The organism is Halomonas sp. MS1 (genome assembly GCF_024182575.1).
In the GTDB taxonomy this organism is placed as follows: Bacteria; Pseudomonadota; Gammaproteobacteria; order Pseudomonadales; family Halomonadaceae; genus Vreelandella.
Genome location: NZ_CP098926.1, coordinates 2,178,257 through 2,203,966, shown reverse-complemented (window position 1 = coordinate 2,203,966; position 25,710 = coordinate 2,178,257). Strand labels below are relative to the sequence as shown.

The window sequence follows — 25,710 nt, the reverse complement described above, 5'->3', positions numbered from 1 at the left end:
CGTCCGACCTGCGCCACTGGGTTAGCCGTGGCGAGGTGTGGGTAACGGGATATCAATGCCCAGCTCGTCCCAACGCTCGTCAACGCGGGTCTTTATCGAATCGTCCATCACGATGGGAGTCCCCCACTCTCGATCCGTTTCTCCTGGCCATTTATTGGTGGCGTCGAGCCCCATTTTAGAACCCAACCCGGACACCGGAGACGCAAAGTCGAGGTAATCAATGGGGGTATTTTCCACCATCACGGTATCCCGCGCTGGGTCCATACGCGTGGTAATTGCCCACATCACGTCTTCCCAGTTACGCGCGTCGACATCGTCATCCAGTACAATGACAAACTTGGTGTACATAAACTGACGCAGAAAGCTCCAAACCCCCATCATGACGCGCTTGGCGTGGCCTGGGTACTGCTTTTTCATGGTCACGACGGCCATCCGGTAGGAGCACCCTTCCGGCGGCAGGTAGAAGTCAACAATCTCCGGGAACTGCTTACACAGGATCGGCACAAACACCTCGTTAAGCGCGACGCCTAGAATAGCTGGCTCATCGGGTGGGCGGCCGGTATACGTGGAGTGGTATATCGCGTCCCGTCGCATCGTCATCCGCGTGACGGTAAAAACGGGGAAGTGATCGACTTCGTTGTAATAACCGGTGTGATCGCCAAATGGCCCTTCCGCTGCCATATCGTCGGGGTAAATAAACCCTTCAAGAATGATTTCTGCAGACGCAGGCACTTCCAGGTCAGCATGTCCGCACTTGACAAGCTCTGTGCGTGAACCGCGCAGAAGCCCAGCGAACGCATACTCGGAGAGAGAGTCGGGTACCGGTGTGACGGCGCCTAAAATTGTTGCAGGATCAGCCCCCAGCGCCACCGCCACAGGAAATGGCTCACCGGGATGCGCTTTTTGAAACTCAAGAAAATCCAGCGCACCGCCCCGATGGGAGAGCCAACGCATAATCAGGCGGTTTTTAGCAATTTTCTGTTGGCGGTAAATACCGAGGTTTTGACGCTTTTTATGCGGGCCTTTGGTAATCACCAATGGCCAAGTCACTAGCGGCGCCGCATCGCCAGGCCAGCAGTGCTGGATCGGCAAACGATCCAAGTCAACCTCATCGCCTTCAAACGATAGCGCTTGTACCGGAGCCCGCTTAACGATTTTTGGCCCCATACTTAGCACTTGCTTGAAAATCGGCAGCTTGTCCCAGGCGTCTTTTAACCCTTTAGGCGGATCGGGCTCTTTTAGAAACGCCAGTAGCTTACCCACTTCGCGCAGCGCCTCTACCGAATCCTGCCCCATGCCCAGCGCAACCCGTTTAGGCGTACCAAACAGGTTGCCCAGCAGCGGCATGTCGTGCCCCTTCACATTCTCAAACAACAGTGCGGGACCACCAGCACGTAATGTCCGGTCGCAAATTTCGGTAATTTCCAGATAAGGATCAACTTCTGCTTTAATTCGCTTAAGTTCACCCTGCGCTTCAAGTGCCGCAATAAAATCGCGCAAGTCGTGGTACTTCAAGGCACTCTCCCCAAGGCACTTCCCCGGCTGTCAGACATTTATCGCTAGTGCTTGGCTGTAATGCAGCGCCTAGCGGCGCTTCATCGCTTCAAAGAACTCCAGATTCGTCTTGGTATCCTTCAGACGATCAATCAGGAATTCTGTAGCAGCCGTGTCTTCCATCGGGTTGAGCAGCTTGCGAAGAATCCACATGCGCTGCATTTCATCTTCTGACGCCAGTAGGTCTTCACGACGGGTACCGCTGCGACGGATATTGATCGCGGGGAACACGCGTTTCTCAGCCAGCTTGCGGTCAAGGTGCGCTTCCATGTTGCCGGTGCCCTTGAACTCTTCGAAAATGACTTCGTCCATTTTCGAACCGGTATCGACCAGTGCAGTGGCAATAATCGTCAGGCTACCGCCCTCTTCGATATTACGCGCGGCACCGAAGAAACGTTTTGGCTTCTCAAGAGCGTGAGCGTCTACACCACCGGTTAGCACTTTGCCGGAGCTGGGCACTACGGTGTTGTAGGCACGCGCCAGACGGGTGATGGAGTCGAGCAGAATCACCACGTCCTTCTTGTGCTCTACCAAACGCTTGGCTTTTTCGATCACCATTTCCGCAACCTGCACATGGCGGGCGGGCGGTTCATCGAAGGTAGAGGCAACCACTTCGCCACGCACGGTGCGTGACATTTCGGTCACTTCCTCAGGACGCTCATCGATCAGCAATACAATCAGATGGCACTCAGGATTGTTGCGCGTAATGGACGTCGCGATGTTCTGTAGCATCAGTGTCTTACCCGCTTTAGGCGGTGACACCAACAGACCACGCTGACCTTTACCAATCGGCGCAGTCAGGTCAATGATGCGCGCGGTAAGATCTTCGGTAGAGCCATTACCAATCTCCATGCGCAGCCGGTCGTCTGGGAACAGCGGCGTTAAGTTCTCAAAGAGAATCTTATGCTTGGCATTTTCCGGACGATCAAAGTTGATCTGGCTAACTTTGAGCAGGGCAAAGTAGCGCTCACCTTCTTTAGGCGGGCGGATTTTGCCGGAAATGGAGTCGCCTTTACGCAGATTGAAACGACGGATCTGAGACGGCGATACGTAGATATCATCCGGTCCAGCGAGGTACGAGCTGTCAGCGCTACGCAGGAAGCCGAAGCCATCCTGAAGGATTTCCAGCACACCATCGCCATAAATATCCTCTCCACTTTTAGCATGCTTTTTGAGGATGGCGAAAATGATGTCCTGCTTGCGCGAACGGGCTAAGTTGTCGATACCCATCTCGCGGGCGATATCGAGCAGCTCGGGAACGGTTTTTTGCTTGAGTTCAGTGAGATTCATCGGTGTGTTAGAAAGTTGCTCATGAAAGCTGGGCGACAAGCGCCGGGAATAAGACAGGAGGCGTGACCTAAAAGTAGGGCTAAGCGCCGAGTGATGCGTTCAGAACCCCATCTAGGCACACGCTCAGATACTGAAAGCTAGGCAGTCTTGAAGTAAATGCCAATAAAGGAGTAACGGCATCAACGACTGCTTAACGTGAGGGTGCTAATAAACTAGTTAATCTGATCGGCACAGAAAATGCTGTTTCAGCGGGTTATCTGACGACTTGGACATCTGGCTGATGCCATTGGATACGTACTGCTCGGAATACCCGAGTAATACGCCTGTTTAATAGGCAAACAAGTTAACTCGGATCAAGCCAGTAGTTCGATGGTAGTCAAGGCCCGCGATAAACGCAAGTCTTTGACAATTGACAATACTAATAAGGCACCGCAACCTTGGCATAGCCACTAGGAAGGAACGCCCATGCCCAAGGAAATTTCACTCCCTCTCACCGCGCCGTCGGCTGAACTGGATAACACTGAACCGCAGCGCTTAGCCGCCATCGACCTGGGTTCTAACAGCTTCCACCTGCTGGTCGCTAACTATCAAAACGAGCGCCTTCAAGTCGTTGCCAGGATGGGTGAAAAGGTTCAGTTAGCCGCTGGGCTAGACGAGAACGGCTATTTAAACGAGGCAGCCATGCAGCGCGCGTTGGACTGTCTAGGCCGTTTTGCACCCTTTCTCAACGACATTGAGGATGCCAATCTGCGCATTGTCGGTACGAATGCGTTGCGCGATGCCTATAACAGCCAAGCGTTTATCGAGCGTGCCGAAGCGCAGCTTGGCCACGCTATCGAAATTATTGCTGGCCGCGAAGAGGCCCGGCTTATTTATTTAGGCGCCGCCCACGCGCTAGCCGAAAATGGCCGCCGCTTAATTGTTGATATCGGCGGCGGGTCGACGGAATTTATCATTGGCGAAGCCTTCGAGCCCAAAGCACTTGAGAGCTTACGCATGGGCTGCGTCACCTTCAGCAGCCGCTTTTTTCCTGATGGCGAAATTAGTGAAAAGCGTATGCGTCGTGCTGAGCTGTCTGCCCTGTCAGAACTGGCCAACATTCAGCGTCCCTACCTACGCCTTGGCTGGGATGACCCCGTGGGCTCTAGCGGAACGATTAAGGCTGCCGCGAGCGTGTTATATGCTTACGGCGATTCGCCCCAAGAAGGTGTTATCACCCGTAGTGGATTGAAAAAGCTGCGTGAACGCCTACTAAAATGCAAACAGCTGGAGAAAGTTGAGCTAGATGGTCTAAAGCCTGACCGAGCAAAAGTCTTTCCGGCAGGTATCGCCATTTTAAACGCTATTTTTGAAGCCTTTAATCTTTCCCAAATGCGCTTTGCAGACGGCGCCCTGCGCGAAGGAGTGCTTTATGACATGGCGGGACGGAATAGTGCGGAAGATACCCGTTCTAAAAGCCTAGATGCATTGAAGCGGATTTATGATGTTGACTCTCGGCAGGCAGAAAATGTCGCCGACACGGCCCTTCGCTTATTCAATAAAGTAAAAAAAACCTGGGGGCTAACCCAAGAGCAAGGCCATTATCTTGTCTGGGCAAGTCATGTACATGAAATTGGCTTGGCTATCTCTCATAGTCAATTCCATCGCCACGGCGCCTATTTGCTAGAGCATTCCGACCTGGCTGGCTTTTCACGCCCTGAGCAGCGTCTACTGGCGTTTTTAGTGCGCGCCCATCGACGCAAGTTTCCGACTAAAGAGTGGCAGGCGCTGCCCGCCTCTCACCAGGAAGGCTGTGCCAAACTTGCTCGCCTGCTGCGCCTTGCCGTGCTTATTAATCACTCCCGGTCTGAAAATCCCCCGCCGCTACCAGAGATTAACGCAGAGGGTGAAGCGCTGCTGATGACGCTACCAGCCAGCGACGAACCGACGCTGTTAAGTACCGATATGGAGCAGGAACAGGCCTATATGACAGCGGCTGGATTTACGTTTTCGGTTGCGTAGAGGTAGCGGCAAGAGCAACGCCTTCAGCCTGCCACAATACGTCGGCAGGCGGCTGGATAACGCCCAGGCATGACTCACCTTCCATTACTACAATCAAACGCTCACGTTCCCAGGGCGGCACTCCCCGCTCTTGGAGCAAGCGTTTAACGTCACGCCGTCCACGCTCTTTTAACGCCACCACTTCACCACCACGTCGCCAACGCAACGTTACGCGGCGCGGCGGTGCCAGCGATACTTCCAGCACGCCCAAAGGGGTTAGTTGCCCTGGCGCGCCTTCCCACTCGACTTCCCACTTAGGCAGTGGCTTAAGCGGTGCCATGAGATAGAGACGGCGTTGCCAAATCCGTGCGTCTACTCCTGGCCATTCAACCTTCACCTGGGCGTCGTCCACTGCGCCTAACTGCGCTAGCAGGCTTTCGAGGCGTTTTTGCGGAGGGGTTGGGAGCGCTAGCTGCTTACAAAGCGTACGCACCAGCAGCCGCTGGCGAGGTAAGGAGCGTTGACTAAGCAGCGTAGCATCCATGCAGTACTCTCCGCGCATCAGCGTTGCCAGCTCTTCCGCGGCATAGGCCGCCAATAGCTGGTCTGCCTCCCCGGCATGCTGGGCGCTGTTGGCAAGGGCCCGTGCAGCGCCAGGCCAACGTAGTTGTAGTGCTGGCATCACCTGATGGCGTAAGCGATTGCGATCAAACGCGATGTCTCGGTTTGTCGGGTCTTCGCACCAGCTGATTGATAATCCATGCGCGGCATCAGCCAACGTCTGTCTGCTGACACTCAACCAGGGCCGCAGCAGAGTGAGCCCCTGCCACTCGCGGCGAAAAGGCATACCCGCCAAGCCACGCACACCACTGCCGCGCAACGCGGCCAGCAGTAGCGTCTCTGCTTGGTCATCTTGGTGCTGGGCTAGCCATAGCGTATCGCCAGTGGGAATATGCGCCATAAACGCTTGGTAGCGCGCTCGCCGCGCCGCCCCCTCGATACCCTCGCCCTGAGCGTCCACAGCAACGTTGGCCGTCACTAGTGATACACCAAGCGTATCGCACAACGTTTGACAATGCGCTTCAAAGGCGCTGGCTGCCGCCTGAAGACCATGGTTAATATGCATCGCCCGCAGCGGACGATGTGCGTCCCGGCAAACCTGAGCGGCCAACGTTAGCAGCAGCGAAGAGTCTAGCCCACCGGAAAGCGCTACCCAAATAGTACGCCCCGGCGGGGTCTCCGCCAGGGCGTCATGCAGTAAACGTAACAGCGGCTTAGGCGGCTGGGGCGCCATAGCTCATTAACCGTTTATAGCGGCGCTCCAGTAACGCATCGCTATCAAAGCTTTGCAGACGCTCCAGACTATTAGCCAAAGCCTCTTTAACGCGTTCAGCCGTCGTCAGTGGATGGCGATGAGCACCACCCAGCGGCTCTTTAATTAGCTCATCAACAAAGCCAAGCTCTTTGAGGCGCTCAGCAGTGATCCCCATGGCTTGAGCGGCGTCAGATGCTTTTTCAGCGCTCTTCCAAAGAATAGACGCACAGCCTTCTGGAGAAATAACCGAATAGGTGGAGTACTGCAGCATATGCAGCTCGTCGCACACACCAATCGCCAGCGCGCCACCAGAACCACCCTCCCCCACTACGGTGGAGATAATCGGTGTTTTCAGGCGTGACATCACCGCCAAATTATACGCAATGGCTTCCGACTGACCGCGCTCTTCTGCATCGATCCCTGGGTAAGCCCCAGGCGTATCGATAAAGGTTAGGATGGGCATTTTAAAGCGTTCAGCCATTTCCATTAGGCGGCAGGCTTTACGGTAGCCTTCTGGGCGCGGCATGCCAAAGTTGCGACGTACTTTCTCTTTAACATCGCGTCCTTTTTGATGCCCAATGACCATCACCGGCTGATCATTCAGACGCGCAACGCCTCCGACAAGGGCTGCATCATCGGCAAAATTGCGGTCGCCGTGAAGCTCATCAAAGTCAGTAAAAATATGCTCAAGATAATCCAGCGTATAAGGGCGCTGCGGATGGCGAGATATTTGGGAAACCTGCCAGGGGGTTAAATCTTTGAAGATCGATTCGGTTAACTTACGGCTTTTTTCTTCCAGCCGAGATATCTCATCGGAGAGATTAACCTGGCTATCGGAGCTGACCAAACGCAGCTCCTCAATTTTTGCCTGAAGCTCGGCAATGGGCTGTTCAAAATCGAGATAGTTAGGATTCATCGGCTCTGCCTGTAAGCTGCCTATAAAAAAAGAAGCCTTGTCGAAACGGGCATGTATGGGGGCATTATCGCACCCTGAACCTGCCACGCAAGGCAGTACCCTTTCAATTAGCGTGCTGCACCGCCATTTAGCACTCAATTTGACGATGGCACGCGCATGTTTATAGCGTTTGTTAGCGGTAGCGTAGCTGAACGCCAACCTGCCCCTGCACATCACGAAGGGCCAACAACAAGTCGTCGCTGGGAGCTACTTTCCATTCATCGGCCAGCGCCAGCCAGCCAACCGCTGCTGAGTGGCGATACTGCAGCCGCACCGGCAACCCGCCGGTATCGCGGTATGGCGTAAGACTCTCACGCAGGCTATCGACTAAACGCCCGTTGATCTGCTCAGCATCCAATGCTAATTCCACCGCTTCGCCATAGCGAATCCGCGCGGTCACCATCGGCGTAACGTCTTTACCCCGCAAACGCAAACCGCCGGAGAAGTCATCGTTGGATACTTCGCCTTCAACGATAATCACTTGGTCAGATTCGATTTGGCCCCGCAGTTGCTCAAATAGTTCGCCAAACAGGGAAGCTTCGATACGCCCGGTGCGATCATCCAGCGTGATAAACGCCATGGTATCGCCACGCTTGGACTTCATAGTGCGCATGGCTACCACTAAGCCAGCCACCCGCTGCGGCTCACGAGAGGCCTTCAAATCACTAATCCGAGTAGAGACAAAGCGCTTTAGCTCACGTTCATATTCATCAATGGGATGGCCGGTCAGATAGAGACCCAGCGTATCTTTTTCACCAGAAAGGCGCTCACGATCTGTCCATTCACGGGCGCTCTGATACTCAGCGTAAGGGTCCGTTTCTTCCTCTTCCGCAGTAAACGCATCGCCAAACATATCCAGCATACCCAGATTTTGGTTGGCATGGTTTTGAGCAGCCGCTTTCAAGGCGTCTTCCATCGCGGCGGAAAGCACCGCCCGGTTAGGGCCAAGATTATCCAGTGCGCCAGAGCGAATCAGCGCTTCCAGCGTTCGCTTGTTCATCCGTTTTGGATCAAGGCGGCGACAAAAATCGAACAGATCTTTAAATGGACCATCGGTGCGACGGGCTTCAACAATCGCACCAATCGGGCCTTCACCGACACCGCGAATGGCACCCAGGCCGTAAACCACGCGCCCTTCCGTATCAACGGTGAACTTGTAGCCACCAACATTAACATCCGGCGGTGTGACGGTAAGCTTGAGGTGGCGGCACTCCTCAATTAGCGGCACTACCTTGTCCAGGTTATCCATTTCCGTTGACATAACGGCGGCCATAAACGGGCCAGGATAGTGCGCTTTCAACCAGGCGGTTTGATAAGACACCAAGGCGTAGGCGGCAGAGTGCGATTTGTTAAAACCATAACCGGCGAATTTCTCAACAAGATCAAAGATATTGCCAGCGAGGTCTTTATCGATACCGTTGGCGGCACAGCCTTCCATAAAGCCTGAACGCTGCTTGGCCATCTCTTCGGGCTTTTTCTTACCCATGGCGCGGCGCAGCATATCTGCCTGACCCAGTGAATAACCGGCCATTACCTGAGCAATCTGCATGACCTGCTCTTGGTACAAAATAATGCCGTATGTCGGGCTGAGTACCGGCTTTAACAGGTCATGCTGATAATCTGGGTGGGGGTAAGAGACTTCGGCACGGCCGTGCTTACGATTGATAAAGTCATCAACCATGCCGGACTGCAGCGGGCCTGGGCGGAATAGCGCCACCAGAGCGATCATATCGTCGAGGGAGTCTGGCAGCAGGCGCTTAATCAGCTCCTTCATACCACGAGATTCCAACTGGAAAACGGCGGTGGTTTCCGCGCGTTTAAGCATCTCAAACGTTTTGCTGTCGTCCAGCGGGATAGCGTCGATGTTAAGTGGCGCTTGACCGTTTACCCCCCGCACTTTATCGACCATTTCCAGCGCCCAGTCGATAATCGTCAGCGTCCGCAAGCCCAAAAAGTCGAACTTTACTAGCCCAGCGTCTTCGATGTCGTTTTTATCGAACTGCACCACCAGGCCAGAGCCATCTTCATCGCACAGCAGCGGCGAGAAATCGGTCAGTTTGGTGGGCGCAATAACGACGCCCCCCGCGTGCTTACCGGTACCCCGGGTGGTGCCCTCTAGCTTGAGGGCCATTTCCCAGATCTCTTCGGCTTCGTCGTCGTTGCCGATAAACTCTTTCAGTGCCGGTTCTTGCTCTATCGCTTTGGCAAGCGTCATACCCACTTCAAAGGGGATCAGCTTAGAGAGCTTATCGCCTAAGGAGTAAGGCCGCCCCTGAGCGCGCGCCACGTCGCGCACCACCGCTTTTGCAGCCATGGTGCCAAAGGTGACAATCTGAGATACCGCATTGCGGCCGTAACGATTAGCTACATATTCAATCACTTTGTCGCGCTTTTCCATGCAAAAGTCGACGTCAAAGTCGGGCATGGAGACACGCTCAGGATTAAGAAAGCGTTCGAACAGCAAGTCGTAGCCAATGGGGTCAAGATCGGTAATTTTTTGCGCGTAAGCCACTAATGAGCCCGCACCGGAACCACGCCCTGGGCCGACTGGCACATTGTTATCCTTGGCCCACTGGATAAAGTCCATCACGATCAGGAAGTAACCAGGAAAGCCCATTTGGATAATAACGTTCAGCTCAAATTCAAGCCTGTCACGGTAACGTTGATCAATTTCGCGATAGGCGTCGCTATCGCGGGGGTACTGTTCAACAGGGAACAGAAAATCTAACCGTTCAGTGAGGCCGTCATGGGAGACTTTGCGGAAAAACTCATCCTGCGTCATCCCTTCGGGAATTTCGAACTCAGGTAGGAAAATTTCGCCCAACCGTACATCAACGCTACACCGCTCGGCGATCATAACGCTGTTCTCAAGCGCCTCAGGAATATCAGCAAACAGTGCTGCCATCTCCTCAGGACTTTTTAGGTACTGCTCTTCGGTGTAGCGTCGTTCACGGCGCGGATCATCCAAGGCCTTGCCTTCACCGATGGCAACGCGGGTTTCGTGCGCCCAAAAGTCCTCCCGCTCTAAAAAGCGCACGTCATTGGTCGCTACCACTGGGGTATTCGACTCAATCGCCAGCTTCACACTCGCGTGAACGCAGTCTTCTTCAAGTGGCCGCCCGGTACGGATTAACTCCAAATAAAAACGGTCTGGAAAGGCGCGCTGCCACTCTTCCAACAGCTCTCGGGCTTCGCGCTCATGATCAGACAGCAAGTGACGACCTATCTCGCCTTCACGCCCGCCTGATAGCGCAATCAGTCCTTCGCTTTGCGCTAGCACCCACTGTTTGTCCAGAATGGCTCGCCCTTGGCGCTGGCCATCGGTCCACCCTTGAGAAATCAATTCAGTGAGATTGCGGTAACCCACATCGTTCATCGCCAGCAGCGTAATGCGATACGGATGGGCCTCATCATGGGGGTTGTACAACCATAAGTCGCTACCGATGATGGGCTTCAGGCCAGCGCCCTGCGCCGCTTTGTAGAACTTAACCAAACCAAACAAGTTAGCTTCATCGGTTAAGGCCAGAGCCGGCATCCCGCGCTCAGCGGTGGTACTGACCAGTGACTTGAGTTTTACCAAGCCATCAACCAGGGAGTATTCACTGTGCAAACGTAGATGAACAAACGGAACCGTCATGGGACTCTCAGCAACAAAGCTAGATAAATAGAAAATGCTTACAGCAGCGCTAACTGACGCTGAACCGGCGCAAAGCTCCGGCGGTGTTCGGCAAGCGGCCCGTGGGCAGACAGTGCCGCTAAATGTTCTTTCGTTGGATAACCTTTATGGCGGGCAAAGCCATAATCAGGATAGCGCAGATCAAGCTCAGCCATCTGAGCATCTCTGGCCACCTTGGCTAAAATTGACGCAGCGGCGATCGCAGGATGACGGGCATCGCCTTTTACCACCGCTTGCCCAGGAAGCTCGTGCCCAGGCAACCGATTACCATCGACCAATAAATATTCAGCCGCGGGTGTTAAAGCATCAATGGCACGCCGCATAGCAAGATGAGTGGCATGGTAGATATTTAGCTGATCAACCTCAGCAGCACTGGCCTCGGCCACAGCAAACGCTAACGCACGTTCGCGAATCAGCACATCCAGCGCTTCGCGTTTTTTAGCAGTGAGCTTTTTTGAATCCGTCAGCCCCTCAATAGGGCGACTAGGATCAAGAATCACCGCCGATGCCACAACACTGCCAATCAGAGGCCCACGGCCAACTTCGTCAACGCCCGCTAAGAAGTCACCACGATAGTCGATCACTAAGGGGGGATAATCAGTCGGCTTAACGGCCATGATGACCCTCTTCGTAGGAAACTATTTCGTCGCTAGCCAATGGCTGGCCCGCCGCCAGAGAGGTAATTGCTTGTGCCGCTCGTTGGCTGGCATTGCGCTGTAACGCACGATGCATATCGGCAAAGCGTGCCTCCAGGGCGTTACGTGCTTGGGCATTATTAAGCATTTCGTCGAGCCGATCAGCGATCGTTTCTGGTGAGGCGGCGTCCTGGATCAGCTCGGGCACAACGCCCTCTTGAGCAATCAAATTGGGTAGTGAAATCCATGCTGTTTTCACCAAGCGCTTTGCCAGCCAATGAGTTATCGGCGCCATTTTATAAGCCACCAGCATTGACCGATGACATAGCATGGCTTCTAGCGCGGCGGTGCCCGAGGCCAGCAACACAGCATCGCTGGCTACCATCGCCTCGCGAGCCTGCCCTTCCAAGAGCATGACACGCTCGCTTAACCTGGGGTAGCTTGCCAGAAGCTGGATAATTTCTCGATAACGCTGGTGGGTCGCTGCGGGAATGACCACATGCAGTGATTCATTACGCTGACAGAGCAGCTCAGCAGCGCGTAAAAACGTATCACCAAGAAAGCGTATTTCATTACCCCGCGAACCAGGCAGTATTGCCAGCACAGGGGCTTGAGCAGGCAATGCGAGTATCTGGCGAGCCGCTTGGCGATCATTCTCAAGCGGTAATTCATCCGCTAATGGATGACCAACAAAGGCGACCGGCACCTGGTGCTGATGGTAAAAGTCAGCCTCAAACGGCAGTAGCGTCAGCATGCCATCAACCGCCTTGGCGATCTTTTTCACACGCCCTTGCCGCCATGCCCATACCGAAGGGCTGACATAGTGAGCTGTCTTTAATCCGGCGGCACGCAGCTGTTTTTCAAGACCAATATTGAAGTCAGGCGCGTCAATGCCAATCATAATATCCGGCTGCCAGGCGAGCGCTTCTTCACGCAGAGTGCGGCGCACGCGAATGAGCTCTGGCAAGTGCTTGATGACTTCAACAAGCCCCATCACCGATAATGTTTCAAGGGGAAAGCGGCTCGTCAGACCCTGCGCTTCCATGCGAGGCCCGCCCAGCCCACGAAACTCAATGTTGGGGTGGCGCAGCTTCAGCTCGTGCATCAACCCTGCCCCAAGGATATCCCCGGAGAGTTCGCCTGCAACAATGTAGACGCGCTGAAGTGTCATGATGACGGGAGAAGTAGTGGCATTTGAATCCATCGTTGATGTCGGCTAGACATCAATGTCATTAGCGGACGATACCGCGCGTTGACCGCTCAATAGAGTCGGCAAACGTGGTGACTTCGGGCAGGTCGAATCGGCTGCGCATTTCGCTAACCGCCTGCTCGACAGTTAAGCCCTGGCGGTATACCAGTTTATAGGCACTGCTTAATGCATTGATCGCGTCTCGACTAAAGCCGCGGCGCTTCAAGCCAACAAGATTAAGGCCTCGCGCTTCAGCAGGGTTGCCATTGATCATCACATAGGCGGGCGTGTCTTTGGTAATAATCGACCCACCTCCGGCCATCGCATGTTCACCAAAGTGACAAAACTGGTGAACAGCCGCTAGGCCACCCAAAATAGCGTGATCACCGAGAACCACATGACCTGCCAAAGTAACTTGGTTAGCTAGGATACAGTCGTTGCCAATCACACAGTCATGACCGACATGAACATACGCCATAAATAGGTTACGCGAGCCAATAGTGGTTTCGCCGCGATCCTGCACGGTACCACGATGGAGGGTAACGCCTTCACGAACAACGTTATCATCCCCCATTACCAAGCGTGTTGGCTCGCCGGCGTATTTTTTGTCTTGGCAGTCTTCTCCTACCGAAGCAAACTGAAAAATTCGCGTACGTTCACCGAGAACGGTAGGCCCTTTAATCACCACATGGGGGCCTATCACAGAGCCAGCGCCAATCGTGACGTCTGGCCCAATAACACTAAACGGGCCAACCTCAACGTCGTCAGCAAGCTGCGCTTTGGGATCAACCAGTGCAGTAGGATGTATCAAGCGACCTTCCTCTCAGCACAAATAATTTCCGCCTCGCAGGCTAATTCACCATCAACCGTGGCACGGCAGGCGAACTTCCAAATACCACGTTTCCCACGGATGACATTGGCTTCCAGGACTAACTGGTCCCCTGGCATAACAGGGCGCTTGAAGCGCACATTATCGCTTCCTACTAGATAGTACACATAGCCGTCAGCGGGCAGCTTATTGACCGTTTTAAAGCCTAAAATACCGCACACCTGAGCCAGCGCTTCTAAGACTAAAACACCTGGCATAATGGGATGGTGCGGGAAATGGCCATTAAAAAACGGTTCATTAATACTGACATTTTTGTACGCAACGATGGATTCACCCACGGTTAATTGCGTTACTCGGTCCACCAGCAAAAACGGGTAGCGATGAGGCAAGTATTCGCGAATTTCGTTAATATCCATAACCATCGTAACGACCTCTAAAATGACAAAAGGCCCGAATCATATCAGGCACGCACCAGCAAAGTTGCTGGTTAAAAAGCAGTGAATTATAACCTGCTGCTATGCAGCCTCAAGCTAGCTGTAGCTATATTGCTGCCAAAACTCTACTTGCTGCGATGGCTTTTCTCTAAACGAGATAAACGCTTGGCTATTTCATCTAGCTGTTTAAATCGCACCGCATTCTTGCGCCATTGGGTATTATTCATGGCACCAGTACCCGATGAATAGACACCTGGTTCATGAATCGAATTGGTCACTAGACTCATCCCCGTTACCTGCACACCGTCACAAATAGAAAGGTGTCCGGACAGTCCAACGCCCCCTCCGAGCATACAGTGCTTACCCACTGTCGTGGAGCCAGCAATGCCAACACATCCCGCTAATGCGCTGTGATCACCAATGATCACGTTATGCGCAATCTGTACCTGGCTATCGATTTTTACATCGTTGCCAATGACAGTGTCTCCCAACGCGCCACGGTCAATGCTTGAGCAGCTACCGACTTCAACATCATCGCCTAGCACAACCCCGCCTAATTGAGCGATTTTGTGCCATCCGGCCCCGTCATGGGCAAAGCCGAAACCATCACCACCGATCACACAGCCGCTTTGCAAAATCACTCGCTTGCCCACAACAACACCGTGGCAAACAGTAACGTTGGCGTGTAGCCGCGTATCGTCGCCAATCACGCTATCGGCACCAATCACACTGCCAGCACCAACAACCACACGCTCACCTAACACGACGCCGGCTTCAATCACCGCATGCGCTTGAACAGACACACCGTTGCCCAACATAGCGTCATCCGCTACAACCGCTGTGGGGTGAATACCAGTCACATCCCGAGCAGGTAACGGATCGAATAGCTGGGAAAGCTTTGCGTAACCTAAATAAGGATTCGCCATCTCTAAACGCGGAACAGGGCAATTCTTGCCATGCTCAGGATGAAGCAACACTGCCGCTGCTTTTGTGGTTGCTAGATCTTTTAAATACGCACGATTAGCGAGAAATGCGACTTGATCAGGCGCTGCCTCTTTAAGCGTTGCGAGACCCCGAATCGGCTGTTCGGCGTCGCCTTCAAAATCGACGTCCAAGTGACGTGCAATCTGCGCAAGGGTAAGGTGATGAGGAGCGTGCGTCATGGGAGCCCAGAGAAACATGGGTGCGGACTAGCCGCACCAACAGTCCTAAAATTAGTTTAGCGAATCAAAAATCTGTGTGACCTCATTAGTCACATTAGGCAGGTCAGTTGATGAGTGCAACACCCCTTGAGGCTCTACCAGAACATCAATGTTGTGACGCTCTAACACCTGCTCTACCGCTTGTTCCAGCTTGGGCTCAGCGCCTTCAAGGAACCGCTGCTCAGACGCTTGCTGCGCTTGGAGCACTTCACGGCGCAGCTGCTCAAAGCGGCTACCCTTCTGCTGAAGTTCAGCAATTAGCGGATCTCGCTGAGACTGAGACATTGTCTCACCTTCACGCTGTAAACGCTCTTGTATGCGTTGAAGCTCTTCGCCTAACGCTTGAGCCTCGCGCTGCTGGTTACCGATTTGGCCTTCCAGTTGGCTCAACGATGACTGAGCCGACTGTGTATTCATCAACGCAGCACGCCAATCAAGTACTGCCACTTCAGCGGCAATGGCGTAGGCGGGAAGCGTCATGGCGCCAAATAGGCACACAGCTGCTGTCAGTTTACGCATCGTGTTAACTCCTTTTTATTAGGTAGGTACCAACGTATCCCACCATGTTAAAACGTTTGGCCCAGCGAGAACTGGAAGAACTGGGTATCGTCACCGCTTTTATCGCTTAACGGTTCTGCCACGCTGAAGGTCAACGGGCCTACCGGCGTTAGCCACGAAAGGCCGATACCAACGCTGTAACGCAAGTCACCCAGGTCGACTCCAGAACTACATTGCTGGCGCCCAATATCTGCTTCCTGCACATCATAGCAAGAACTCAAGAAGGTATTACCCGCGTCGAGGAAGAGCGACGGTTGAATCGCACGCTGGTCTTCCACAAAGGGCATTGGGAAGAGCACTTCTGCCGACCCTTCTACCAAGATATTACCGCCCAACGTACGGTCACGTCCGCCATCTCGAGTCGGTGTTGTACGCTGTCCCAGGGTATTCGATGTAAAACCACGCACTGAACCTAAGCCACCCGCATAAAAGTTCTCATAGAACGGATAAGGATCATTGCTACCCAGCGTGTCGGCATAGCCTAGATTACCGGTAAACTTCAACGCCCAAGTCTGGTCATCGTTGATCGGGAACAGCTGCTGGGCACGAGCACGCAGCTTGTAGTATTCCGCATCACTACCAGGGACACCTGTTTCTAGCGAGACACGCTGATAGTTACCCGCTGTTGGCATAATGCCACGGTTCAAGTTATTACGTGTCCAGCTTGCCGTTAGCTTCAGGCTTTGTGCGTCATCGCCTTGATCTTCGACGTAACGAATGATTTCTGAGGCAGAGTCGTCATAGGTTTTAATCGTGAGTTCTTCAATACTGGCGCCAAAGTTCAGACGGGAAAGCTCGCTGATGGGGTAACCGAAGTTAATACCAGCACCGTAAGCATCGGTGGAGAACGTCGAAATATCGGAGTCGCCGTAATCCGTTTCCCGATAAAACAGGTTATAACCGCGCGAAATACCATCCAGTGTCCAGTAGGGATCCGTAAATGCAAAGTTAACGCTGGTAAACGTATCACTACGTTGCGCACCTACGTTGACGCGGTTACCGGTACCTAGGAAGTTATTTTGCGCCAAACCGACACCATAAATTACCCCCGCACTTTGCGAGAAGCCGACACTGGCAGATACCGAGCCAGACGGTTGCTCTTCGACGTTATACGTTACGTCTAGCAAGTCGGGCTGCCCCGGAACCGGTTGCGTATCAACCTCTACTTGGCTGAAGAAGCCAAGACGCTCCAAGCGTTGACGCGACTGAGTAATCGACTCAGTCGAGGCAGGCGCCCCCTCTAACTGGATCATTTCTCGACGCAATACTTCGTCTTGCGTAGTGGTATTGCCGTAAAACTCAATACGACGTACATAAGTTCGCTGACCAGGGTTAACCGCGATCACTAAATCAACCGTTTCACCATCACCGGCCATTTCAGGGATACCTTGAACTTCAGCAAACGCAAAGCCTTCCGCCCCAAGACGCTGACGAAGTGCTTCGGTAGACGCGTTGAGATCCCCACGAGAGAACGTATCACCACGGTTAATAGTCAGTAGCTCGTTCGCTTCGTTTTCGCTAATTTGCAGGTCACCTGCAAAACGAATGTCGCCTACTTGGAACTGGTTGCCTTCATCAATATTTAACGTGATGAAGATCTCTGACTTTTCAGGACCAATGGAAACCTGTGTTGAGGTGACATCAAAATTGACGTAACCACGATCCAAGTAAAAGGAGCGTAACCGCTCAATGTCCCCTGCCAACGCTTCGCGGGAATACTCATCTTTAGAGAACCAACCAAAAACACGCCCTGGCCGATCATTTAGCTCAAATACGTCGCGCAGCGTGTCATCGTCGAACGCTTCATTGCCCACGATGTTGATCTGGCGGATTTTAGCGACTTCGCCTTCGTTAACATTGATATTAACCTGAACACGGCCTTCATCAATTTCGTCAACTTCAACATCGATACCGGCGCTGTAGCGCCCCTGAGCTTGATAAACCCCTTCAAGCTCACGCTGAATCTCTTCCAATGTGGAAAGTTGCAGTACTTGCCCCTCGGAAAGACCTGATTCGCGCAGACCGTTGCGCAGATCCTCATCAGAAATCTGCTGATTCCCTTCGATGTTCAAGCGCGCGATCGTCGGGCGCTCAACCACCTGGATAATCAACACATCTCCTTCGCGCGCGAGGGAAACATCTTCAAACAAACCTGTGGCAAACAAATCTCGCGCAGCGGCAGCAAGCTGCTGTTCACTAACGCGATCATTGGCATTGACGGGAAACGCATTAAAGACCGAGGCGGCAGATACCCGCTGCAGTCCTTCCACACGAATGTCGGAAACATCAAAGGATTGTGCTTGGGCAGTGCTGGTACCTACCAACAACAATGCCGCCATTCCAAGGGTCTTGATTTTCATGCAGTCAGTTCGCTCGCGTTGGTCTGCCCATCATTCCAGATAGGCACCATATACATTTGTGCAGGCAGATGACAAGGCATCCAGCGCCCTACACGCGTCATTACCACAGGCGCATCAGATCAAAATAGAGAGCCATCAACATTAGGGTGCCTACCATGGCAAGCCCAATACGCAACCCTACTGCTTGCGTTTGCTCAGAGACCGGCCGCCCACGCACGACCTCTATAAAATAATAAAGTAAATGCCCACCATCGAGCACGGGTATTGGCAGTAGATTAAGCACGCCAAGGCTGATAGAAAGATACGCTAGAAAGCCTACGAACGCTTCCATCCCCGCACGAGCAGAGTCACCTGATATCTGCGCGATGGTAATCGGCCCCGAAAGGTTCGACGGTGAAATAAGCCCCACCAGCATCTTACGGATAGCATCTACTGTCAGCAGCGTCATCTCACCTGTACGTGATAACGCTTGACCTACCGCTTCTACAGGCCCGTAACGAATTTCACGTTGAAACTCTTCAGGCCATGTTACCTGCTGCGCTCCGGCACCAATGTACCCAACCTCGACGCCACTCTCCAGCGTATTACGTCCAGGGGTTAAGGAAAGGCTACCCTGCTCATCACCACGCTGGTAACCCACCTCTAAGGTTTGGCCTGCATTCTCACGAATAACCGAGACAAACTGCATCCAGTCGTCGATTGGCTCGCCATCCAGAGACACAATACGATCACCCGCTCGCAGGCCAGCTTGTGCAGCCGCCTGGCCATCAATCACTTGGCCTAGCACTGCGGGTACGTTCGGGCGCCAAGGTGTAATGCCCAAACTCTGCATTGGCTGGGGCGGGTCCTGGCGAACCATGTAGTTGGCAACAGGAAGCTGATAAACCCGAGAGGCATTGGACCCTTCAGGCTGTGCCTCAAGCACCAGGTCGCCATTAAACCCGATCATAGAGACAAGCTTTAAATTAATCTCTTCCCAGGAGCGCATAGCATCTCCCTGGATAGAGGTAATTTCTGCGCCGTGAGAAAGCCCTGCCGCTGCCGCAGGAGAGTTAGGAGCAACATCGCCAACAATAGGAGCAACGGTTGTAGTGCCTGCAACGAATAGCGCCCAGTAAGCTACAATCGCAAGTAAAAAATTTGCAATCGGGCCAGCGGCAACAATAGCGATACGCTGCCATACGGTCTTGCGGTTAAACGCCTGATCTAATTGCTCTTCAGGTACAGGCGCTTCGCGCTCGTCGAGCATTTTTACGTAGCCGCCTAGCGGTATGGCCGCCACCGCGAACTCTGTGCCGTGACGATCAACGGTCGACCATAGCGGCTTACCAAAGCCGACTGAGAAACGTAGCACCTTTACACCGCAGCGCCGCGCCACCCAAAAATGGCCAAACTCGTGAAAGGTTACCAACAACCCCAGTACCACGATCACCGCTAATATGTTCTGTATCAGGCTCACTCTTCGCTCCTTTACACGACTCGCTGATCAACGATGGCTGATGCTAAGCGAACTACTGGCATACTATTAGCGCCGCCTGCTCCCGTGCCCACTGATCTGCAGATAATATCCGCTCAAGCGTGTCGGCACGTCCTTCAAACGGTAGAGCCATCACTTTTGCCACTACGTCAGCAATCGCGCTGAAGCCAAGCTGTCCTTCCAGAAAAGCCTCCACGGCGACCTCATTCGCCGCATTCAAAATCGCCGGTGCAGCGCCGCCCTTGTGCATAGCATCACGGGCGAGCGACAAGCAGGGGAAAAGCGCTTCATCGGGGGCTTCGAAATCCAGACGCGCCACCTGAAAAAGATCCAGCGTCTCAACACCCGCATCAATCCGTTCCGGCCATGCCAATCCATAAGCAATAGGCGTACGCATATCAGGATTACCCAGCTGCGCAATCACCGAGCCATCATCATAGGCAACCATCGAGTGAATAACGCTTTGCGGATGAACCACTACCTGTATCTGATCAGGCGTTGCATCAAATAGCCAGCACGCTTCAATAAGCTCTAAGCCTTTATTCATCAACGTCGCGCTGTCGACGGAGATTTTGCGCCCCATTGACCAGTTAGGATGATGACAAGCCTGCTCAGGGGTCACCTTAGCGATATCTTCTGCCTTCCAGCCACGAAAAGGGCCGCCAGAGGCGGTGAGCAGCAGCTGGCGAACACCGTGCTGACGCAATCCACCTCTATGCTCGGTAGGTAGACATTGGTAAATAGCATTATGTTCGGAATCAATCGGCAATAAGGTTGCACCTGAGCGCGCAACAGCGTCCATAAACAGCGCGCCACTCATCACTAGAGCTTCTTTATTGGCCAACAGTACGCGCTTACCTGACTCGGCAGCTGCTAGCGCAGGTAACAGGCCCGCTGCGCCAACAATAGCGGCCATCACGGTATCCACTTGCCTTTCTCGCGCCACCTGGCAAAGCGCTATAGCTCCCGAAAGAACCTTAGTAGAGAGCCCTGACGTTAAAAGTGCTTGCCGCAACCAGGCCGCATCCTCAGGGTCATGTAATACAGCGACTTCTGGGTGATGAAAGCGGCATTGCGCTAAGAGCACTTCTTTTGAGGTATGGGCCGTTAAGGCATAAACGCGATAGCGATCTGGATATTGAGTAATGACATCAAGGGTGCTTTTACCAATTGAGCCTGTTGAACCAAGCACTGTAATACGCTGAACAGCTGGTTGGCTCATAGGGCGCTCACCTGGAGATGGATCACCTGCAAATAGAACAGCGCAAAAATAGGCACTGCTGCCGTCAGGCTATCAATACGATCCAGTACACCGCCATGGCCTGGCAAGAGCTGACTTGAATCTTTGATGTCCCGATAGCGTTTAAGCATACTTTCGAGAAGGTCACCAAGCACTGAAACCAGCGTCACTAAACCGGTAATCACTACCAGTGCGACACCGCCTATAAGGTTAATGGGCTGCCACACAGCGAACACAATTGCTAGCAATAGCGTGGCCGCAAGGCCGCCATAAACACCTTCCCAGGACTTACCTGGGCTCACTTTTGGAGCAAGCTTATTTTTTCCCCAACGCCTGCCAGCAAAGTAGGCGCCAATATCAGCGGTCCAGACTAACAACAGCACAAACAGCAGCCATACAGCGCCACTATCGCGGAGCACATTGAATCCTACCCAGCACGGCAGCAGCACCCACACACCCATGAGCAACCGCCGAGAAGTGGCTTGCCATTGGTTGGCAGTATCAGGGTAGTGGGTCACCCAATAAAGATTAATCCCCCACCCCACAGCAGCCAGCCAAAGCGGCCAAGCGGCAAACGCTGCTCCACCTAGCCACATCGCCAGCATTAACACTGCCATAACAGCTACCAGGGCAATTCGCGCTCCCTGACGGGCGACACCGGCCAAGTTGGTCCACTCCCAAGCACCTAGCAGCACAATTAGCGCTGTAAACAGTGCAAAGGCTCCACCTTGTAGTCCGAACAAGCCAGTCAGCGTCAGGGGCGCTAACCAAGCTGCTGTAATCATCCGCTGTTTAAGCACCTTGCGCCTCTATTTGTGCGTCGGTCATACCAAAACGACGGCGACGTAGGCAAAAATCGTCAAGCGCCTCATCAAGTGCCGCCCCGTTAAAATCTGGCCAGAGCAGTGGCGAAAAATGCAGTTCTGCGTAAGCTAACTGCCATAACATAAAGTTAGATAACCGCTGCTCTCCGCTGGTGCGGATGCATAAATCTACCGGCGGTACATTGTGCGTATTCATCGCCGCATCAAGACGTGCCTCATCAATATCGGAAGCCGCTAACTCACCTGCGGCGACTTGCTCCGCCAACTGCCTAGCCGCTCGCGCAAGGTCCCATTGACCACCGTAGTTGGCCGCAATCACCAGATGCATACCGGTATTCTCTGCGGTTAACGACTCGGCACGCTGAATATGCTTTTGAATCGCATGGGAAAAACCACGCTGTTCGCCAATAATTGACAGGCGAATATTACGCTCATGGAGCTTTTTGACCTCGCGCTTAAGCGCCATCAAAAAAAGCTCCATCAAGGCATTCACCTCAGCCGCTGGGCGCTTCCAGTTTTCACTTGAAAAAGCAAAAAGACTCAGTGTCTGAACGCCGCGCTGCGCAGCGCGTTCAATAACCGCTCGAACGGCTTCGACACCGGCTCGGTGACCGCGCACTCCGGAAAGCCCACGTGCCCGCGCCCAGCGGTTATTACCATCCATAATAATAGCAACATGGGCTGGCGGCGCCTCCTCGGACCGAGAAGGCGTCGCGCCATCCTGCTGCGCTTGGGGAAGCTGCGGAGACGTCATGGGTTCTCGCACCAAAGATCAGTCATAGTAAAGCCAAGCGATGACCCACGGGCAGCCAAGCCCCCCGTGGTTGATTGAAAGCAGGTAGCTATTTTTAGACTAATAACTACACCTGCATGAGATCTTGTTCTTTTGCGGCAAGCGCTTTATCGACCTCAGCAATATACTTATCCGTCAACTTCTGGATTTCGTCTTCACCCTGGCGCTGATCGTCTTCGGTAATTTCTTTATCCTTCAACAAAGACTTAAAATCACCGTTGGCATCACGACGTACGTTACGCACCGCCACGCGCGCATGTTCAGCTTCGCTACGCGCCTGCTTGATGTAACCTTTGCGCGTTTCTTCGGTCAACATCGGCATCGGCACGCGAATGACATTGCCGGCGCTGGCAGGATTGAGCCCCAGATCAGAGGTCATAATTGCCTTTTCAATCTTGGGCACCATGCCCTGCTCCCAAGGCGCCACTGTCAGCGTACGAGCATCTTCCACGTTAACAGAAGCCACTTGATTTAGCGGCACCTGACCACCGTAATAATCAACGGTAACAGCGTCGAGAATACTGGGATGAGCACGCCCCGTACGGATTTTGTTGAAGTTGCTGTGCAGCGCTTCAACGCTTTTCTTCATGCGAGATTCTGCATCTTTCTTGATGTCATTAATCACGATATTACCCTCTGTCTATCAGCGTGCCTTCCTTGCCCCCTACTACCAAATTCAGCAGGGCACCAGGCTTATTCATATCAAATACCCGCACCGGCATATTATGGTCACGTACCAGGCAGATTGCGGTCAAATCCATAACACCCAATTTTTGGTCTAGGGCATCGTCGTAAGAGAGCTGGTCATACTTCACGGCATCGGGATGTTTAACCGGATCTTTATTGTACACGCCGTCTACTTTGGTGGCCTTGATCACCACGTCAACATCTACTTCAATACCACGTAAGCAGGCTGCAGAGTCGGTCGTAAAGAAAGGATTACCCGTTCCCGCTGAAAACAGCACCACGTCTCCCGACGTTAAGTAGCGGATGGCGGTGCGGCGGTCGTAATGTTCTACCACACCACTCATGGGAATCGCTGACATTACCCGCGAGCGAATATTGGAACGCTCAAGCGCATCTCGCATTGCTAGCGCATTCATCACGGTTGCCAGCATTCCCATGTGGTCACCCGTCACCCGATCCATGCCGGCTTCATTAAGCGCCGCGCCACGAAATAGGTTTCCACCACCAATCACGATCCCCACCTGAACGCCAATACCAACCAATTGGCCGATCTCTAGCGCCATACGATCCAGCACTTTCGGATCAATACCAAAATCGTGCTCACCCATTAGCGCTTCGCCAGACAACTTCAGCAAAATACGTTTGTATTTTGATTTCGACTTTTCAGTCTTGCTGGCAGCAACTGCGGGGGCGGACTCTTGAACTTCACGTGACATGGCATCTCTCCTGAGGCAGACCTGAACACAGGCGGGCGAGACGACCCCTGTTTTTCACAGGGGCCGGATACACAAAAGCGTGCGCTCGCGCGCACGCCATCTTCTTTCTGAAACCTCTGACCTTAGCGACGGCCAGCCTGTTCCATAACTTCTTTAGCAAAGTCGACTTCTTCTTTCTCGATGCCTTCGCCCACTTCAAAGCGAGTGAAGCTAACCACTTCGCCACCCGCCGCTTTCACGAACTCGGCAACGGATTGGTTCGGGTCTTTAACGAACGGCTGTTCGGTCAGGCTGTTCTCGGCCAAGTACTTTTTCAGACGGCCTTGAACCATTTTCTCAGCGATCTGCTCAGGCTTACCGGCCATGTCCGGTTGGGCCAGAATAATAGCTTTTTCTTTGTCCAGCTCTTCCTGCGGCATATCTTCCGGGTGCGCAACCGACGGATTGATCGCTGCTACGTGCATAGCAACGTCTTTAGCAGCTTCCGTGTTACCACCTTTCAGAACGGTCAAGACGCCGATACGGCCGCCGTGAACGTATTCGCCTACAAGGCCACCTTCAACAGCGTTCACAACAACGGCACGACGCACACCGATATTCTCGCCGATTTTCTGTACCAGCTGCTCACGAGTAGACTCGAGGTCGCCAGCCATTACCGCTGCAACGTCTTCATTTTTTGCCGCAAAGAACGCATCAGCGATCTTGTTGGTGAAAGCGATGAAGTTGTCGTCACGGGCAACGAAATCAGTTTCGGAGTTGATCTCGACCATTACGCCGTAGCTGCCGTCTTCTGCTACGCGAGTAACAACGGCACCTTCTGCAGCGGTACGACCCGCTTTTTTCGCGGCTTTAAGGCCAGAGCTTTTACGCAGGTTCTCGATTGCAACTTCGATATCACCGTCGGCTTCAGTAAGTGCTTTTTTACACTCCATCATGCCAAGACCGGTACGTTCGCGCAGTTCCTTAACCTGAGAGGCGCTGATAGCAGCCATGAGTTTTCACCTCGGAAATGGTTCTAGCTGAAAGTTAAACGCGCTACAGAGTATAGGCTCGGTAAATGACCGTTGCGTATCACTTTGTAGAGCATTCGCCGGCATTAAGCGTCCGGCATAATCGGCCCACTTGAGCGAACTCAAAGCGGGAAAAAGGGGGCATAAGGCCCCCTCTTAAACATGATGCGGCTTATCTGGCCGCCGCACCACTGCAACCGTTACTCGGCAGCAGCGTCAGTGTCGGCAGAAGCGGCTTCTTCAGTCACTTCAACAAACTCTTCCGGACGACCTTCTTTTGCACGACCACACGCGTCAGCAATTGCTTTCACGTAGATCTGAATAGCGCGGATGGAGTCGTCGTTACCCGGGATAACGTAATCAACGCCATCTGGGTTTGAGTTGGTATCTACCACACCAATAACCGGGATACCCAGTTTGTTGGCTTCGTTGATCGCGATGCGCTCGTGGTCAACATCGATAACGAACAGCGCGTCAGGAAGGCCGCCCATGTTCTTGATACCGCCGATAGAACGCTCAAGCTTCTCTTGCTCGCGAGTTGCCATCAAGACTTCTTTCTTGGTCAGCTTCTCGAACGTGCCGTCTTCGCGCATGGTTTCAAGATCACGCAGACGCTTGATGGACTGACGAATGGTCTTGAAGTTAGTCAGCATACCACCCAACCAGCGATGGTTGACGAACGGCTGGTTAACGCGGTTTGCTTCTTCTTTGATGATCTTGCTAGCGCTGCGCTTGGTGCCAACAAACAAAATTTTGTTGTTGGATGCCGCCATCTTCTCAACCACGTCGATCGCTTCGTTCAGCGCCGGCAAAGTGTGCTCGAGGTTGATGATATGAATCTTGTTGCGCGCGCCGAAGATGAATTTACCCATCTTCGGATTCCAGTACTTGGTTTGGTGACCGAAGTGAGCACCTGCTTTCAGCAGGTCACGCATATTAACGTGAGACATGATAAAACTCCTGAAACTCGGGTTAGGCCTCCACGC

The 25,710-nt window shown here is 53.3% G+C and carries 21 protein-coding genes; 1 reads left to right on the top strand and 20 read right to left on the bottom strand.

Annotation, left to right across the window (positions count from 1 at the left end):
* Positions 1–21: 21 nt before the first annotated feature.
* Positions 22–1,515 (bottom strand): 4-hydroxy-3-polyprenylbenzoate decarboxylase, encoded by a 1,494-nt coding sequence (ubiD, locus tag NF683_RS10010; RefSeq protein ID WP_089039215.1) that lies wholly within the window; start codon positions 1,513–1,515, stop codon positions 22–24.
* A gap of 69 nt (positions 1,516–1,584) precedes the next feature.
* Positions 1,585–2,844, bottom strand: a complete 1,260-nt coding sequence (gene rho / locus NF683_RS10005; protein ID WP_038481222.1) for a transcription termination factor Rho — start codon at positions 2,842–2,844, stop codon at positions 1,585–1,587.
* Positions 2,845–3,309: 465 nt separating this feature from the next.
* Between rho and ppx the strand changes: the two genes are divergently transcribed.
* A complete protein-coding gene (ppx, locus tag NF683_RS10000) occupies positions 3,310–4,845 on the top strand; it encodes an exopolyphosphatase (RefSeq protein WP_253921824.1) in 1,536 nt (511 codons plus the stop codon).
* Here ppx and tilS read toward each other — a convergent pair.
* The 18 genes from tilS to rpsB all read right to left on the bottom strand — a co-directional run bounded on the left by tilS (position 4,826) and on the right by rpsB (position 25,674).
* Complete coding sequence (gene tilS / locus NF683_RS09995; protein ID WP_253921823.1) at positions 4,826–6,118, bottom strand: tRNA lysidine(34) synthetase TilS; 1,293 nt, start codon at positions 6,116–6,118, stop codon at positions 4,826–4,828. The two genes, ppx and tilS, sit on opposite strands and share 20 nt — an antisense overlap.
* Positions 6,099–7,055 carry an acetyl-CoA carboxylase carboxyltransferase subunit alpha gene (locus NF683_RS09990; RefSeq protein WP_038486504.1) on the bottom strand — a complete coding sequence of 319 codons (957 nt, stop codon included), beginning with the start codon at positions 7,053–7,055 and terminating at the stop codon, positions 6,099–6,101. Before NF683_RS09990 ends, tilS begins: the two co-directional genes overlap by 20 nt.
* Positions 7,056–7,227: 172 nt before the next feature.
* A complete protein-coding gene (gene dnaE / locus NF683_RS09985) occupies positions 7,228–10,731 on the bottom strand; it encodes a DNA polymerase III subunit alpha (RefSeq protein ID WP_253921822.1) in 3,504 nt (1,167 codons plus the stop codon).
* 38 nt (positions 10,732–10,769) lie between these two features.
* Positions 10,770–11,387, bottom strand: coding sequence for a ribonuclease HII (rnhB, locus tag NF683_RS09980; protein WP_089039219.1), 618 nt, complete (start codon positions 11,385–11,387; stop codon positions 10,770–10,772).
* Positions 11,377–12,576, bottom strand: coding sequence for a lipid-A-disaccharide synthase (lpxB, locus tag NF683_RS09975; RefSeq protein WP_253921894.1), 1,200 nt, complete (start codon positions 12,574–12,576; stop codon positions 11,377–11,379). The genes rnhB and lpxB overlap by 11 nt, the downstream gene beginning before the upstream one ends.
* A gap of 61 nt (positions 12,577–12,637) precedes the next feature.
* On the bottom strand, positions 12,638–13,405 hold the full coding sequence (lpxA, locus tag NF683_RS09970) for an acyl-ACP--UDP-N-acetylglucosamine O-acyltransferase (protein WP_089039221.1): 768 nt from the start codon (positions 13,403–13,405) through the stop codon (positions 12,638–12,640).
* Positions 13,402–13,845 (bottom strand): 3-hydroxyacyl-ACP dehydratase FabZ, encoded by a 444-nt coding sequence (gene fabZ, locus NF683_RS09965; protein WP_089039222.1) that lies wholly within the window; start codon positions 13,843–13,845, stop codon positions 13,402–13,404. Before fabZ ends, lpxA begins: the two co-directional genes overlap by 4 nt.
* Before the next feature lie 137 nt (positions 13,846–13,982).
* A complete protein-coding gene (gene lpxD / locus NF683_RS09960; protein WP_089040909.1) occupies positions 13,983–15,020 on the bottom strand; it encodes a UDP-3-O-(3-hydroxymyristoyl)glucosamine N-acyltransferase in 1,038 nt (345 codons plus the stop codon).
* A 51-nt stretch (positions 15,021–15,071) separates the two neighbouring features.
* Positions 15,072–15,578, bottom strand: a complete 507-nt coding sequence (locus tag NF683_RS09955; protein ID WP_089039223.1) for an OmpH family outer membrane protein — start codon at positions 15,576–15,578, stop codon at positions 15,072–15,074.
* A gap of 47 nt (positions 15,579–15,625) precedes the next feature.
* Positions 15,626–17,977 (bottom strand): outer membrane protein assembly factor BamA, encoded by a 2,352-nt coding sequence (gene bamA / locus NF683_RS09950; protein ID WP_442311561.1) that lies wholly within the window; start codon positions 17,975–17,977, stop codon positions 15,626–15,628.
* 100 nt (positions 17,978–18,077) lie between these two features.
* Positions 18,078–19,436 carry a sigma E protease regulator RseP gene (gene rseP / locus NF683_RS09945; protein WP_253921821.1) on the bottom strand — a complete coding sequence of 453 codons (1,359 nt, stop codon included), beginning with the start codon at positions 19,434–19,436 and terminating at the stop codon, positions 18,078–18,080.
* 52 nt (positions 19,437–19,488) lie between these two features.
* Complete coding sequence (gene ispC, locus NF683_RS09940; RefSeq protein ID WP_253921820.1) at positions 19,489–20,676, bottom strand: 1-deoxy-D-xylulose-5-phosphate reductoisomerase; 1,188 nt, start codon at positions 20,674–20,676, stop codon at positions 19,489–19,491.
* Positions 20,673–21,494: a phosphatidate cytidylyltransferase gene (locus NF683_RS09935; RefSeq protein WP_089039226.1), complete on the bottom strand. Its 822-nt coding sequence runs from the start codon at positions 21,492–21,494 to the stop codon at positions 20,673–20,675. Before NF683_RS09935 ends, ispC begins: the two co-directional genes overlap by 4 nt.
* Positions 21,487–22,272: a polyprenyl diphosphate synthase gene (uppS, locus tag NF683_RS09930; RefSeq protein WP_089039227.1), complete on the bottom strand. Its 786-nt coding sequence runs from the start codon at positions 22,270–22,272 to the stop codon at positions 21,487–21,489. The genes NF683_RS09935 and uppS overlap by 8 nt, the downstream gene beginning before the upstream one ends.
* 106 nt (positions 22,273–22,378) lie before the next feature.
* Positions 22,379–22,936 (bottom strand): ribosome recycling factor, encoded by a 558-nt coding sequence (gene frr / locus NF683_RS09925; RefSeq protein ID WP_089039228.1) that lies wholly within the window; start codon positions 22,934–22,936, stop codon positions 22,379–22,381.
* Between the two features lie 4 nt (positions 22,937–22,940).
* Entirely contained in the window at positions 22,941–23,714 is a 774-nt protein-coding gene (gene pyrH / locus NF683_RS09920; protein ID WP_089039229.1) for a UMP kinase, read from the bottom strand.
* 122 nt (positions 23,715–23,836) lie between these two features.
* Positions 23,837–24,706 carry a translation elongation factor Ts gene (gene tsf / locus NF683_RS09915; protein WP_038481144.1) on the bottom strand — a complete coding sequence of 290 codons (870 nt, stop codon included), beginning with the start codon at positions 24,704–24,706 and terminating at the stop codon, positions 23,837–23,839.
* Between the two features lie 218 nt (positions 24,707–24,924).
* Entirely contained in the window at positions 24,925–25,674 is a 750-nt protein-coding gene (rpsB, locus tag NF683_RS09910) for a 30S ribosomal protein S2 (protein ID WP_038481130.1), read from the bottom strand.
* Between the last annotated feature and the right edge of the window lie 36 nt (positions 25,675–25,710).